We start from the raw sequence: 14825 nt of genomic DNA on the forward strand, positions 1-14825 counted from the left end.
CTCGCGAGAGAAGCGATCGGGAAAAGTATCAAAAACGCGATAGCGTTCGCTTTTTTAGAATGCCGACAGGCAAAAATGGGGGGAACAATGAGGCGAAGAAGTGCGATGTGCGGGGGACAGAAATGACAAGGGCGCAGCAAGCTGCGCCCTGATGGCCGATGATCCTGCGGAAGATCAGATCGCTTCTTCGTCCTGCTCGCCGGTACGGATGCGCACCACGCGCGCCACGTCGAAGACGAAGATCTTGCCGTCGCCGATCTTGCCGGTCTGCGCCGTCTGCATGATGGTTTCCACGCAGGTGTCGACGATGTCGTCGGCAACCACGATCTCGATCTTCACCTTCGGCAGAAAGTCAACCATGTACTCGGCGCCGCGGTACAGCTCGGTGTGGCCCTTCTGGCGGCCGAAGCCTTTGACTTCGGTGACCGTCATGCCGGTGATGCCCACTTCGGCCAGCGCTTCGCGGACGTCATCCAGTTTGAACGGCTTGATAATCGCGTCGATCTTTTTCATCTTCTTTCCTTTTACCAATTTTTGCGGCCAAAACCGGATGTGATGGGGTAGCGGCGGTCTTTGCCGAAGTTACGGGCGGTGATGCGCGGCCCGACGGCGGCCTGACGCCGCTTGTATTCGTTGATGTCCACCAGGCGGATCACCTTGCGCACGATCGCTTCGTCGAAGCCTTCGGCCACCAGATCGGCGACCGACTTGTCGCGCTCAACGTAGCCTTCCAGGATCGCATCCAGGATATCGTACGGCGGCAGGCTGTCCTGATCGACCTGATCCGGCGCCAGCTCGGCGGACGGCGGACGATCGATCACCCGCTGCGGGATCACGTAGGAGACGGTGTTGCGGTATTCGGACAGCTTGAACACCAGCGTTTTCGGCACGTCCTTCAGCACGTCGAAACCGCCGGCCATATCGCCGTACAGCGTAGCGTAACCGACCGCCATTTCGCTCTTGTTGCCGGTGGTCAGCACGATGCTGCGGCGTTTGTTGGACAGCGCCATCAGCACCACCCCGCGGCAACGCGCCTGCAGGTTCTCTTCGGTGGTGTCGCGCTCGGTGCCGGCGAACATCGGCGACAGCTGGCCCATAAAGGCATCGAACATCGGCTCGATGGAGACGATATCGAACTCCACGCCGAGGATTTCCGCTTCTTCCTTGGCGTCGGCGATGCTGATATCCGCGGTATAGCGGAACGGCATCATCAGCGCCTGCACCTTGTCTTTGCCCAACGCATCCACGGCGATCGCCAGCGTCAGCGCCGAGTCGATGCCGCCGGACAGCCCCAGCACCGCGCCTTTAAAGCCGTTCTTGGTCACGTAGTCGCGCACCGCCAGCACCAGCGCCTGATACACCTGCGCCAGCTGCGGCAACTCAGCGGCCGGATCGGCCATCGGCACCACGTCCAGCTCGTTGAATTCCAGGCGAGTGACCTGCTCGTCGAAGGCCGCCAGACGGTGGGTCATGGTGCCGGCGGCGTCGAAGACCTTGGAGCAGCCGTCGAAAATCAGCTCATCCTGGCCGCCGACCTGGTTGAGGTACACCAGCGGCAGCTGGGTGCGCTGGCAGTGGCCGGCCATCAGCGTTTTGCGGATATACGGTTTTTCGCGGTTATACGGCGAGGCGTTGATCGACAGGATAATCTCCGCGCCGGCGGCCTTGGCGGCGTCGATCGGCTCCGGGAACCACAGATCTTCGCAAATCAGCAGCCCCAGACGGTAGCCTTTCAGTTCCACCACGCAGGTGTCGTTGCCGGCGTGGAAATAGCGCTTCTCATCGAACACGCCGTAGTTCGGCAACTGCTGTTTGAAGTAGCGGGTCAGCAGGCGGCCTTCGGCAAACAGCGACAGCGCGTTGTACAGCTTGTCGCCTTCGCGCCACGGGTGGCCGACCAGGATCGCCGTCTCGGCGGAGGCCTGCTGCAGGCGCAGCAGCTGCGCATCACAGCGCTGATAGAAATCATTGCGGTACAGCAGGTCTTCCGGCGGGTAGCCGGACAGCGCCAGTTCGGTGAACATGACCAGATCGGCTCCCGCCTTCTGCTGCTCCTGCACGATTTGCAACATGCGTTCGGTGTTGCCTTCAATGTCGCCGACCAGCAGGTTCAGCTGGGCCAGGGCGATGGAAAGTGATCTGCTCATTTGTGTACGATCCCGCTTAATACGTTCCATGGTGCTCTACGCCGGGGCGCGCCGCGGCAAAGAGAACGGAGTGTAAATCATTCCGCCGGATTTGTTGAGAACCTGCGTGGCAGGCGCCGGCGGGAATCTGTCATTCTTTGAAATCGTTGGCGTCCAGCTCGTGGCGCGACAGCAATTTGTAAAACTCGGTGCGGTTGCGGCCCGCCATGCGCGCGGCCTGGGTCACGTTGCCCTTGGTGATCTGCAGCAGTTTGCGCAGATAGTGCAACTCAAACTGGTTGCGCGCTTCGGCGAAAGTCGGCAGCGCGGTGTTTTCCCCTTCCAGCGCCTGTTCCACTAGCGCCTCGCTGATCACCGGCGCCGAAGTCAGCGCCACGCACTGCTCGATGACGTTGACCAACTGACGCACGTTGCCCGGCCAGCTGGCGGTCATCAGCCGCTTCATGGCGTCGGTCGAGAAGCTGCGCACGAACGGCTTGTGCCGCTGAGCCGCTTCGCGCAACAGGTGATTGGCCAGCAGCGGAATGTCTTCGGCGCGCTCGTTGAGCGCCGGGATCTTCAGATTCACCACGTTGAGGCGATAGTAGAGATCTTCGCGGAACTCGTTCTTCGCCATCGCCTTTTGCAGATCGCGGTGGGTGGCGGAGATAATGCGCACGTCGATGTCCAGATCGCGGTTGCTGCCCAGCGGCCGCACCTTGCGCTCCTGCAGCACGCGCAGCAGTTTCACCTGCAGCGACAGCGGCATGTCGCCTATCTCGTCGAGGAACAGCGTGCCGCCCGCCGCCGCCTGGAACAGCCCTTCGCGGCTGCTGACCGCGCCGGTGAAGGCGCCCTTGGCGTGGCCGAACAGTTCGGACTCCAGCAGTTGCTCCGGCAGCGCCCCGCAGTTGATGGCGATGAACGCCTTGCCCGCGCGCGGGCTGGCGGCGTGGATCGCCTGCGCCAACACCTCTTTGCCGGTGCCGCTCTGGCCGTTGATCAACACGCTGACGTCGGACTGGGCCACCATTTTCACCTGCTCCAGCAGGCGCAGCATCAACGGGCTGCGGGTGACGATGTCTTCGCGCCAGGCGTCGTCACCCGCGGGGGAGGCCGACAGCGACAGCGCCTCGTCGATGGCCTTATAGAGCGCATCGCGATCCACCGGTTTGGTGAGGAAGCTGAACACCCCCTGCTGGGTGGCGGCCACCGCATCGGGAATCGAACCGTGCGCGGTAAGAATGATCACCGGCATGCCCGGCTGATGCTTTTGGATTTCGGCGAACAGCGCCATGCCGTCCATCTCATCCATGCGCAGATCGCTGATCACCAGATCGATCTGTTCGCGCGCCAACAGGCGCAGCGCTTCCTGGCCGCTTTCGGCGGTGGTGACGTGAAAACCTTCGCTGGTCAGGCGCATGCCCAGCAGCTTCAGCAGGCTGGGATCGTCGTCAACCAATAACAGGTTGGCCGGTTTGCGTGCGGTCATTGCGCGTGGGACTCCTTATTGGCGGGGTGCGGCGTATAGGTGTCTTCCGGTTCAACCGGCAGCGCGGTGCCTTTTTCCAGTTCGTCCTGCGTTTCAGCGCCTTTGGCGGCCGCGCCGCTTTTACCGGCGGCGTCGCCCTTCTGCTGGCCCGCGCCGTTTTCCGGGATTTCCCCTTGCAGCTGCTTGCGCGATGAGAGCTGGCGTTCGATATCGGTCAGGTTTTCCAGCTTGCGCGAGGTGTCCTGCAGCTGCGACTGCAGGCGCGCCTGATTCTGGCGCAGCGAATCGATCTGGCTGTCGCTGCTCTCCTGCAGATGCTGATAACGCGCTCTCTCATCGAACAACGTGATCTGCAGCATCTGCTGCTGGCGCCACAGCTGCGTCAACGGACGTAGCGAACCGGGGAACTCCATCCGGTAACTGTTGATCCTGTCGAGCATCTGGCGGCGTTCACCGGAGGTCGGCTGTGCGCTCCCCAGCAGGATGCTCTGTTTGAAAACGCCGGACCAGCTGTCGCCCGGCACCGTTTTCGCCAGCGCACGCGCCTGGGTCGAGCCGATGCGATCGGCGCAGTCCATCGCGCGCAGCCAGTAGAGCGCGTTATCCAGCGCGTCCTTGTCGTCCAATTGCCACAGGGTATCGCAAGCCGCGGTGCGGTAATCGATCACCTTGGTATCCGGGATCGCCTCTTGCTGCTGAGCGCTCAATCCGCCGCTGACGGCGCGATCGACGCAGCCCGCCAGCAACAGCGGCATAAAGAAAACGGCGCCCAGCCAGGTGATCGGGCGTTTGCCGAGCGGCGCTCTGTGCGTGGCACGCGGTGAACGTTCGGTCTGTGAAAGACGAAGGCGTTTAGACCATGTGTACATTATTTATTCATTCTCGGCGGTTAACGGCAGTTCAATGCGGAAGCAGACGTCTGCACCGGCGACCGTCGCCAGTTGCAGCTCACCGCGCATGCGACGGATACAGTCCTGAGCGATGCTCAACCCCAGTCCGCTTCCTTTTACCGCCCCTTTTCGCTGGTGACTACCCTGGAAAAAAGGCTCGAAAATCATGGCTCTTTCAGCCTCGGGGATCGGCGTGCCGGTATTGGCGACGTCGATTTGCACCCGTTGTCCAACCTGACGGCTGCGGATCCAAATGTTACCGGATTCCTTGCCGTAGTGCACCGCATTGGAGTAGAGATTATCCAGCACGCGCATTAATAGCGTAGGCTCTGCCCAGCAGATTTCCGCTTCCAGCGCGATTTCGGTGGAAATCATCTTCGCCCGCGCCGGCAAACTGTGCGCGGCGACCACCAAATCGACCATCTCGCGCAGCTCGACGTTCTCGTGCTCCGCCGGGCCATCGGCCAGTTTGCGGTTGTAATCCAGCAGTTGTTCAATCAGCTGCTGCAGGTGGCGGCTGCTGTTGTCGAGGATCGTCACCACCTCTTTCTGGTCGGAAGTCAGCGGCCCCGCCACCTCGTCGGCCAGCAGTTCGGTGCCTTCGCGCATGCTGGCCAGCGGCGTTTTCAATTCGTGCGAGATATGGCGCAGGAACTCGTGGCGCTGCGACTCCAGCCACGCCAGCCGTTCGCTCAGCCAGATGATGCGCTGCGCCAGCGAACGCAGCTCGCGCGGCCCTTTGAATGATGCGGTGCTGCCCAACGCGCGCCCTTCCCCCAAGCGGTTGATCATCCGCTCCACGGCCTTGACCGGCCCGATGATCATGCGGGTGAACAGCACCACCAGTAGCACGCTGACCAGGAACAGCAGCAGCGCCTGCCAGCCGAAGAACTGGCCGCGCTCGGCGATGGCCTGCTGCAGCTGCTGGCCGCGCGAGAACACCACCGCGCGCGTGGCCTGCACCATTTCGGCATTGGAGCGCGAGAACGACTCGAGCAAGGCGGAGGCTTCTTGGTCCGGCCCGCTGTTATGGCACTTGATCGCCGCCAGCTGGGTCAGCAACTGACGCAACGTTTGGTAGTAGCGCTCGTCCGGCAGAATCGGCGCGTGGGCGTCCAGCATCTGCGAATACTGCTTGCGCTGATTTTGGTACAGCTTCTGCAGCGTGGGCTCAACCAGCACGCAGTACTGACGATAGCTGCGCTCCATCTCCAGCGCCACGCTGGTCATCGCCTCGCTGCGCCGCGCGTCCACCAGCGTGGTGCGGTTGATGTCCGCCGCCTGCGCGCTCAGGTGATCCAGACTCTGGTAGGCCTGATAGGCCAGCACCAACAGCGGCAGCAGCACCAACAGGAACGCCAGCAGCACCAATTGCCGCAGCGAACGGGGGAATAAACGCCATTTTTTCAACGAAATCATCTCATTCTCTCAGCTCTGTCACGATGCTAACTGACTCGCCGGAAAGAGAAAAGCCCGGCAAGGGAGAATCCTGAACGCACAAGGAAAAAGTTGCGGGTTCGGTGAAACGCGCCCATAGGCCTGGCCTGCCGACGGCATGCGGCCTCGGTAACATCAACCGGTGCAAAAGCGATAGCGTGGGGATAACGTCTGCGTTCGAGAGCATAGGTAACGAAACAGGGATAAGCGCAGCGTTGAGAAATGACATCGGGGCAAGAAACTTGCCCCAACGCAAGGAAAGTGTGGATGCCCTTGAACCTCGTCCCCAGGGTGATGTAGCGCAGCGGCTGGCATCGAACGGGACGAATAGCATCCGTAAGTATCCAGGATTGATGAACCCTTCATCACAGTTGGATACAGGCGGTGCCTCACTCCACGTGTCGCCCGATGCTTGATAAAGCCGCTTGCGCGGTCTGTTATCGGTTTAGTTGGACGATAGGCACCATTTCTTTGGCATCATTCGGAGGCTTATGAGGTAATTTGCCGTCTAATTACGGCACCGTCATAAAAAGGTGAATGAGCAGCCGCCGAGAATAATGCACGTTACGTGCCAACTTTGCAATAAAAATCATAACATAATGATTTTATTTGATAATAAATAAAAAAAGGTAAATCCATGCACCCAATCAGCACCAATGCACGATGAAAAAAACACCACCCTGTCGCCAAACGCCGACAACTAAAGTCAAACCTGTTTACCGACAATAAAATCAATGGGTTAAATGTCTCCATTTAGCGACAAGCAAACCAGCGCTTGTCGCTAAATGCAGACACTGCCGCCAATCGCCGAGTGCCGGCCATAAAAAAGGGCGCAATTGCTTGCGCCCTCTGTACGGTGGTGGCCGTTTTTAGCCCAGTTGCTTACGGGCGTTGCGGAACATGCGCATCCACGGGCTATCCTCGCCCCACTCTTCCGGGTGCCAGGAGTTGCTGACGGTGCGGAACACGCGTTCCGGGTGCGGCATCATCACCGTTGCGCGCCCGTTGGCGCTGGTCACGGCGGTGATGCCATTCGGCGAACCGTTCGGGTTAGCCGGGTAAGCTTCCGTGACCTGACCGGCGTTGTTGACGAAACGCAGCGCCACCAGGCCGTGGCTTTCCAACGCCGCCAGATGCGCCGCATCGCGCACTTCGACATGCCCTTCGCCATGGGAAACGGCGATCGGCATGCGCGAGCCGGTCATGCCCTGCATGAACAGCGACGGGCTGGCCGCCACTTCCACCAGGCTGAAGCGCGCCTCGAAGCGATCCGACAGGTTGCGCACGAAGCGCGGCCAGTGTTCGGCGCCCGGGATCAGCTCACGCAGGTTGGACATCATCTGGCAGCCGTTGCACACGCCCAGCGCCAGCGTCTGCGGACGGTGGAAGAACGCCTCGAACTCGTCGCGCACCCGCTCGTTGAACAGGATAGACTTCGCCCAGCCTTCGCCGGCGCCCAGAACATCGCCGTAAGAGAAGCCGCCGCAGGCCACCAGCGTGTGGAAGTCCTGCAGATCGCGACGCCCGGCCAGCAGATCGCTCATGTGCACGTCCACGGCGTCAAAGCCGGCGCGGTGGAACGCCGCCGCCATTTCAACGTGGGAGTTCACCCCCTGCTCGCGCAGCACCGCCACTTTCGGGCGAGCGCCCTTGGCGATGTACGGCGCAGCGATGTCTTCCTCGGGTGCGAAGGTCAGCTTCACGTTCAGGCCGGGATCTTGTTCATCCTGCTTGGCCTGATGTTCCTGATCGGCGCACGCCGGGTTGTCGCGCAGACGCTGCATCTGCCAGGTCGTTTCCGCCCACCAGGTGCGCAGGGTATTGCGGCTTTCGCTGTACAACGCTTTGCCGTGCTGATTGATGACGAAACGATCGCCGGCCTGTACGCTGCCGATGTGATGCACGTTGTCGGTCAGACCGTGCTGCGCGAACGCCCGCTTCACGTCGTCGAGACGTTCGGCGCTCACCTGGATCACCGCGCCCAGCTCTTCGTTGAACAGCACCGCCAGCGCATCGTCGCCGAGGCCATCGAGGTTAACCTCTACGCCGCAGTGACCGGCGAAGGCCATCTCCGCCAGCGTCACCAGCAGGCCGCCGTCAGCGCGGTCGTGATAAGCCAACAGCGCGCGATCGGCCACCAGCTGCTGCATGGCGTTGAAGAAGCCCGCCAGCTGCGCGACATCGCGCACATCGGCCGGTTTGTCGCCCAGTTGGCGATAAACCTGCGCCAGCGCGGTAGCGCCCAGCGCGTTATGGCCGTTGCCCAGGTCGATCAACAGCAGCGCGCTGTCGCCCTTATCGGTGCGCAATTGCGGCGTCACGGTGTGGCGCACGTCTTCCACGCGGGCGAAGGCGGTGATGACCAGCGACAGCGGCGAGGTCATTTCACGCTGTTCATTGCCCTCCTGCCAGCGGGTTTTCATCGACATGGAGTCTTTGCCCACCGGAATGGTGATGCCCAGCGCCGGGCACAGCTCTTCGCCCACCGCTTTCACCGCTTCGTACAGGCCGGCGTCTTCGCCCGGGTGGCCGGCGGCGGCCATCCAGTTGGCGGACAGCTTCACGCGCTTCAGGCTGCCGATTTCCGTGGCGGCCAGGTTGGTCAGCGCTTCCCCGACCGCCAGGCGGCCGGAGGCGGCGAAGTCCAGCAGCGCCACCGGTGCGCGTTCGCCGAGCGACATCGCTTCGCCATAATAGCTGTCCAGACTGGCGGTGGTGACCGCGCAGTCGGCTACCGGGATCTGCCACGGGCCGACCATTTGGTCGCGCGCCACCATGCCGGTGACGGTGCGGTCGCCGATGGTGATCAGGAAGGTTTTCTCCGCGACGGCCGGCAGATGCAGCACGCGCTTCACCGCGTCGGCCAGCGTGATGTTCTCACGCTGTACCGCCTGGCCCTGCGCCTGCAGACGGGTCACGTCGCGGGTCATCTTCGGCGTCTTGCCGAGCAGCACGTCCAGCGGCATGTCGATCGGCTGATTGTCGAAGTGACGATCGTTCAACGTCAGATGTTGCTCTTCGGTCGCTTCGCCGATCACCGCGTAAGGCGCGCGCTCGCGGCGGCAGATCTCGTCGAACTGCGCCATCTGCGCCGGGGCGATCGCCATCACGTAACGTTCCTGCGATTCGTTGCACCATACTTCCAGCGGGCTCATGCCCGGCTCGTCGTTGAGGATGTCGCGCAGTTCGAAGCGGCCGCCGCGGCCGCCGTCGCTCACCAGCTCCGGCATGGCGTTGGACAGGCCGCCGGCGCCGACGTCATGGATAAACAGGATCGGGTTCTGGTCGCCCAGCTGCCAGCAGCGGTCGATCACTTCCTGACAGCGGCGTTCCATTTCCGGGTTGTCGCGCTGCACCGACGCGAAGTCCAGATCGGCATCGGACTGGCCGGACGCCATCGATGACGCCGCGCCGCCGCCCAGACCGATATTCATCGCCGGGCCGCCCAGCACCACCAGCTTGGCGCCGACGGTGATTTCCCCTTTCTGCACGTGATCGGCGCGGATGTTGCCGATGCCGCCCGCCAGCATGATCGGTTTGTGGTAGCCGCGCAGCTCAACGCCGTTATGGCTGTTGACGCGCTCTTCATAGGTACGGAAGTAGCCCAGCAGCGCCGGGCGACCGAATTCGTTGTTGAACGCCGCGCCGCCCAGCGGGCCTTCGGTCATGATGTCCAGCGCGGTGACGATGCGCTCCGGTTTGCCGAAGTCCTGCTCCCACGGCTGTTCAAAGCCGGGAATGCGCAGGTTGGACACCGAGAAGCCCACCAGGCCGGCCTTCGGCTTGGCGCCGCGGCCGGTGGCGCCTTCGTCGCGGATCTCGCCGCCGGAGCCGGTCGCGGCGCCCGGCCACGGCGAGATCGCCGTCGGGTGGTTGTGAGTTTCCACCTTCATCAGGATATGCGCGTCTTCCTGATGGTAGTCGTACGTGCCGTTCTCCGACGCGGCGAAGAAGCGGCCGACCTGCGAGCCTTCCATCACCGCGGCGTTGTCTTTATACGCCGACAGCACATAGTCCGGCGTCTGCTCATAGGTGTTCTTGATCATTTTGAACAGCGACTTGGGCTGCTGTTCGCCGTCGATGATCCAGTCGGCATTGAAAATCTTGTGGCGGCAGTGCTCAGAGTTGGCCTGCGCAAACATATAGAGTTCGATATCCGTCGGGTTGCGCCCCAAACCGGTAAAGGCATTCAGCAGGTAATCGATCTCGTCCTGCGCCAGCGCCAGGCCGAGCCGGACGTTGGCCTGCTCCAGCGCGGCGCGCCCTGCGCCCAGCACGTCGACCGACTGATACGGCGCCGGCTGATGGTGCGCGAACAGCTGTTCAGCCTGTTGCAACTCGCTGAAGACGGTTTCCATCATGCGATCGTGCAGCAGCGCGGCGAGCTGGTGCCACTGGGCTTCGGTCAGCTCAGGCGCCTTGACGTAGAACGCCAGACCGCGCTCCAGCCGCAGCACCTGTTGCAAACCGCAGTTGTGGGCGATGTCGGTGGCTTTGGAAGACCAGGGGGAAATGGTGCCCGGGCGCGGCGTGACCAGCAGCAGCCGGCCTTCGGGGGCGTGTTCGGCGAGAGAAGGACCGTACTTGAGCAAGCGCTGAAGTTTGGCGTGTTCTTCGGCACTTAGCGGTGCGCTAACATCGGCAAAGTGGACGTACTCGGCGTAGATATCACTGACGGGCAGGTGGGCGTCCTGGCAGCGGGACAGCAGTTTGGTAATGCGAAAAGCCGATAAAGCGGGCGAACCACGCAGAATTTCCATAATCAAAGTTCTCTCGTCTTCGAAGCGACGGATAAGACGCTTCATTGGGCGCAACAGGGGAAAACGCGCGTCATTATAGAGAATCCTCGCCGCCGACGAAACCGTTTGCGTAGGGATTATTGATAAAAGCGCGCCGCACCGTCGAATTGTCATAACGTGTCAATAAAGTTGCACACTGGCGTTTTGTTGCGCAAAATGCCCCCCGCACTGGTGATTTAACCATGAGAAAAGTCGCGGTTATCGTCGCCGGCGTACCTGTACCACCACTGGATAACTATTTGAAACGTCTTAAAATAAACTACATCCTCATCGGCGTTGTCACCCTGCTTCTGGCTCTCGCGCTGTGGCCCAATATCACCTGGCGCAGCGGCCAGGGCGGGCAACTCCAGGAGATCATTTCCCGCGGCGAGTTGCGTATCAGCACGCTGAACTCACCGCTGACCTATTTCAACACCAAGCAAGGGCCGGGTGGGCTCGACTACGAACTGGCCAAGCGCTTCGCCAACTACCTCGGGGTAAAACTGGTGGTGATCCCCCATCAGAACATCAATGACCTGTTCGACGATCTGGACGACGACGACGCCGACCTGCTGGCGGCGGGCCTTATCTACAACCAGGAGCGCCTCAGCCGCGCGCGCACCGGCCCCGCCTACTACTCCGTTTCCCAACAGCTGGTGTACCGGCTGGGCACCCCGCGGCCAAAAGGCTTCGCCGACATCAAAGGCAAGCTGGCGGTCGCCTCCGGTTCCGCGCACGTCAGCACGCTAAAGCAGCTCAAACAGGATAAATACCCGGATCTCGCCTGGGAGTCCTCCAGCGATCTCACCTCCAAAGAGCTGCTGGAGCGGGTTGCCGACGGCAAGCTGGACTATACCCTCGGCGATTCGGTGACCATCGCGCTGCTGCAGCGCATCCATCCGCAGCTGGCGGTGGCGTTCGACGTCACCGACGAAGAGCCGGTCACCTGGTACCTCAAACGCGACGGCGATGACAGCCTGTACGCGGCGATGCTGGATTTCTACAGCCAGATGGTGGACGACGGCACCCTGGCGCGGCTGGAAGAGAAATACCTCGGCCACGTCGGCAGCTTCGACTACGTGGATACCAAAACCTTCCTGTCGGCCATCGACTCGGTGCTGCCCAACTTCCGCCCGCTGTTCGAGAAACACGCCAACGAGATCGACTGGAAGCTGCTGGCGGCCATCGCCTATCAGGAATCGCACTGGAATCCGCAGGCCACCTCCCCCACCGGCGTGCGCGGCCTGATGATGCTGACCCGCGCCACCGCCGACGGCCTGGGGGTCAACGATCGCCTCGATCCGGAAGAGAGCATTCAGGGTGGCGCCCTGTACCTGCAGCGGCTGATGGCCAAGGTGCCGGACAGCGTGCCGGAAGATGAGCGCATCTGGTTCTCGCTGGCGGCCTACAACATGGGCTGGGGCCATATGCTGGACGCACGCAAGCTGACCAAAACGCAAAAAGGCAATCCGGACAGCTGGGTCGACGTCAAACAGCGCCTGCCGATGCTCAGCCAAAAGCGCTACTACCCGCAGCTGACCTATGGCTATGCGCGCGGGCGTGAAGCCTACAACTATGTAGAAAACATCCGCCGCTACCAGGTCAGCCTGGTGGGTTATCTGCAGGAAAAAGAGAGAAAGGCGGCGCAAGCGGCCGCCGAGCAAGAGGCGTTGGGGAAAGGCTACCCGACGGTGATGCCGGAACTGGCGCTCAACTACTGATTATTCCGGCTTATCCGCCGCCCGCTGCGCCAGCCTGAGCGCTTTTTTCTGTTCGCGGCGCAGGCGGAAGAAATTGCTCAAGGTGGCGGCGCATTCGTCCGCCAGCACGCCCGAGACGATCTCCACCTGATGGTTCATGCCCGGATGGCGCAGAATGTCCACCAGTGAACCGACCGCGCCGGTTTTCTCGTCGGCGGCGCCATACACCAGCCGGCGAATACGGCTGTGCACCATCGCACCGGCGCACATCACGCAAGGCTCCAGCGTGACGTACAGCGTGGCGTTCAACAAGCGGTAGTTTTGCAGCACCGCGCCGCCCTGCCGCAGCGCCATGATCTCGGCGTGCGCGGTAGGATCGTGCCGGCCGATCGGCCGGTTCCAGCCCTCGCCGATCACCTGATTGTCCAGCACCAGCAGCGCACCCACCGGCACCTCGCCCTCTTCCTGCGCGCGCAGGGCCAGCTGCAATGCCTGACGCATCCAGTACTCATCGTTATATTCAGTCATCGCATAATTCCTCGTGCGCTTTTGCGGCGGGCATTATACACACTAGCCTCCCTTTGTCGTAGCCGCCCGCCAATGGCTATACTGGCCACATCAGCGTGTGATTCAGGGACAAGAAACATGAAACTCAGTAAAAAGAACGCCGTCGTGGTGCGCAAGGCGCTGGACGGCTGGGTTGGGGAAGGTGCCTTGACCCCCGAGCAACAACAGCAACTGCTGCTGCATGTGGACGTGCAGCCTTTCGACTGGCGACGGCTGGCGCGCTATGCGTTTCTCGCCGCGCTGGCCTCGTTGCTGATCGCCGTCACCAGCCTGTTCGCCGACAGCGCACTGCTTGAATGGCTGAGCGAACTGTTCCGCTTCGACGCGCCGGTGCGCATGGCGATCGCCGGCCTACTGGCGGCGCTGGCCTACGTCTGGGCGCTGCGTCGTCGTCAACGCCACCCGGAAAAACGCTACGGCAATGAGGCGGCGCTGTTTGTCGCCGTGTTGCTCACCGCCTGCGCCTTATGGCAACTGGGCGTCTGGCTGGATAACGGCAGCGGGCGGGTTTCCGTGCTGCTGCTGGTCGCCGCGCTGCTGTACGGCGCCATCGGCTGGTTCAGCCGCTCCGGGCTGGTATGGTGGTTCGCCCTGCTGTCGCTCGGCAATGCCTTCGGCGCCGAGACCGGCTACCTGTCCGGCTGGGGCGCCTACTGGCTCGGCATGAGCTACCCGATTCGCTTTATCGCCTTCGGCGCGGTGCTGATCGCCGCCGCATTGCTGCTGCGGCCGCTATTGGCGCAGCGCGGCCTGCAGCGGGTATCGCTGGCGATGGGCCTGCTGTACCTGTTCATCGCGCTGTGGCTGCTGTCCATCTTCGGCAACTACGGCGATCTCGACAGCTGGTACCGCGCGCGCCAGATTGAGCTGTTCCACTGGAGCCTGCTGTTCGGGCTGGCCGCCTTCGCCGCCATCTGGCTGGGGTTGAAGCATGACGACGCCATGCTACGCGGTTTCGGGCTGACCTTCCTCGGTATCAACCTCTATACCCGCCTGTTCGAATTTTTCTGGGACAGCATGCCGAAGACGATTTTCTTCGCGCTGCTCGGCCTGAGCCTGTGGGCGTTGGGGCATTATGCGGAGAAGATTTGGCAGCTCGGACGCAAACCGCACGACGTAACCGAAGACTGATCGCGGCAGCGATAACAGCAAAGGGCGGAATTCTCCGCCCTTTGTTTATTCCAGCTGCTGCAGCTCGCCCTGCTTACTCACCCGCCAACGGTGCTCGCAAAAAAACAGCAGCGGGTTATCCTGCTTGCTGTCGCTGTAACCGCTGTACAGCTTCAGCGGCGCGCCGAGCCGTTGCTCCAGCTGCACCACTTTTTGTACGCCCAGACAGCGCAAGGTCAGCACCCAGCCGCCATAGCGGCGCGCGATGCGGCTGCCGACCAACCGCACCCGCGGCAGAAACGCCGAATCCCGATACACCTGCGCCACCAGTTGCTCCGGCGAGCCGGTAATCAGCCACACCTCGGCATCGTGCTCATCCAGATACTGCCGCAAGCGCATTTGCACCACCGGAAACGCAGTCACCCTCTGGCGGAAAACCTCGATGAACTGCCGCTCCAGCGCCTTCAGCGTCGCTTCGGTACGCCCGAAGGTGATAGCCCACAACAACAGGCTCATCGGCCAGCGCGCGGCGCGCCCCAGCAGCAACAGCGCCAGACCAATCAATGGCAACAGCGGTATCACCAGCAGCAAATTCAGCGGTAAACGGCGCAGCAGGAAACGCAAGAAACTGCCGAACATATCCTCCTGATGCAGAGTGCCGTCCAGATCGAAAAAGACCACGCGGCGCCCTGCTGCGGCCGATGGTTGCTGCTTGTCGCTCAAAC

General features: G+C 62.0%; 10 protein-coding genes. 2 read left to right on the forward strand and 8 right to left on the reverse strand.

Going from position 1 to position 14825, the window contains the following annotated elements:
* Positions 1-174: 174 nt before the first annotated feature.
* From glnB to purL, 6 genes are all read right to left on the reverse strand, one after another.
* On the reverse strand, positions 175-513 hold the full coding sequence (glnB, locus tag HWW83_RS11675) for a nitrogen regulatory protein P-II (RefSeq protein WP_004847623.1): 339 nt from the start codon (positions 511-513) through the stop codon (positions 175-177).
* Positions 514-524: 11 nt separating this feature from the next.
* Positions 525-2147 (reverse strand): NAD+ synthase, encoded by a 1623-nt coding sequence (locus HWW83_RS11680; protein WP_033644110.1) that lies wholly within the window; start codon positions 2145-2147, stop codon positions 525-527.
* Between the two features lie 130 nt (positions 2148-2277).
* Positions 2278-3618 (reverse strand): two-component system response regulator GlrR, encoded by a 1341-nt coding sequence (gene glrR, locus HWW83_RS11685; protein WP_033644111.1) that lies wholly within the window; start codon positions 3616-3618, stop codon positions 2278-2280.
* Positions 3615-4487: a two-component system QseEF-associated lipoprotein QseG gene (gene qseG, locus HWW83_RS11690; protein WP_176589314.1), complete on the reverse strand. Its 873-nt coding sequence runs from the start codon at positions 4485-4487 to the stop codon at positions 3615-3617. Before qseG ends, glrR begins: the two co-directional genes overlap by 4 nt.
* 3 nt (positions 4488-4490) lie before the next feature.
* A complete protein-coding gene (locus HWW83_RS11695) occupies positions 4491-5927 on the reverse strand; it encodes a sensor histidine kinase (RefSeq protein WP_033644112.1) in 1437 nt (478 codons plus the stop codon).
* Positions 5928-6814: 887 nt separating this feature from the next.
* A complete protein-coding gene (purL, locus tag HWW83_RS11700) occupies positions 6815-10708 on the reverse strand; it encodes a phosphoribosylformylglycinamidine synthase (protein ID WP_176589325.1) in 3894 nt (1297 codons plus the stop codon).
* A 275-nt stretch (positions 10709-10983) separates the two neighbouring features.
* Here purL and mltF point away from each other — a divergent pair, with 275 nt between their 5' ends.
* Positions 10984-12444, forward strand: coding sequence for a membrane-bound lytic murein transglycosylase MltF (mltF, locus tag HWW83_RS11705; RefSeq protein WP_033644113.1), 1461 nt, complete (start codon positions 10984-10986; stop codon positions 12442-12444).
* Here the strand turns inward: mltF and tadA are convergent, their stop codons facing one another.
* Complete coding sequence (tadA, locus tag HWW83_RS11710) at positions 12445-12951, reverse strand: tRNA adenosine(34) deaminase TadA (RefSeq protein WP_176589315.1); 507 nt, start codon at positions 12949-12951, stop codon at positions 12445-12447.
* 117 nt (positions 12952-13068) lie between these two features.
* Between tadA and HWW83_RS11715 the strand changes: the two genes are divergently transcribed.
* Positions 13069-14121: a DUF2157 domain-containing protein gene (locus HWW83_RS11715; RefSeq protein WP_089195088.1), complete on the forward strand. Its 1053-nt coding sequence runs from the start codon at positions 13069-13071 to the stop codon at positions 14119-14121.
* A 45-nt stretch (positions 14122-14166) separates the two neighbouring features.
* On the opposite strand, the gene yfhb is transcribed toward HWW83_RS11715, so the two are convergent.
* Entirely contained in the window at positions 14167-14823 is a 657-nt protein-coding gene (gene yfhb, locus HWW83_RS11720; RefSeq protein ID WP_089195089.1) for a phosphatidylglycerophosphatase C, read from the reverse strand.
* Between the last annotated feature and the right edge of the window lie 2 nt (positions 14824-14825).

This window comes from Serratia ureilytica, assembly GCF_013375155.1.
Taxonomy (GTDB): domain Bacteria; phylum Pseudomonadota; class Gammaproteobacteria; order Enterobacterales; family Enterobacteriaceae; genus Serratia; species Serratia ureilytica.

What these genes read in the sequence shown, in the direction of transcription:
- qseG (WP_176589314.1), bottom strand. Translation starts at nt 4,487, where the DNA reads ATGTACACATGGTCTAAACGCCTTCGTCTTTCACAGACCGAACGTTCA.
- glnB (WP_004847623.1), bottom strand. Translation starts at nt 513, where the DNA reads ATGAAAAAGATCGACGCGATTATCAAGCCGTTCAAACTGGATGACGTC.
- glrR (WP_033644111.1), bottom strand. Translation starts at nt 3,618, where the DNA reads ATGACCGCACGCAAACCGGCCAACCTGTTATTGGTTGACGACGATCCC.
- HWW83_RS11680 (WP_033644110.1), bottom strand. Translation starts at nt 2,147, where the DNA reads ATGAGCAGATCACTTTCCATCGCCCTGGCCCAGCTGAACCTGCTGGTC.
- tadA (WP_176589315.1), bottom strand. Translation starts at nt 12,951, where the DNA reads ATGACTGAATATAACGATGAGTACTGGATGCGTCAGGCATTGCAGCTG.
- HWW83_RS11715 (WP_089195088.1), top strand. Translation starts at nt 13,069, where the DNA reads ATGAAACTCAGTAAAAAGAACGCCGTCGTGGTGCGCAAGGCGCTGGAC.
- HWW83_RS11695 (WP_033644112.1), bottom strand. Translation starts at nt 5,927, where the DNA reads ATGATTTCGTTGAAAAAATGGCGTTTATTCCCCCGTTCGCTGCGGCAA.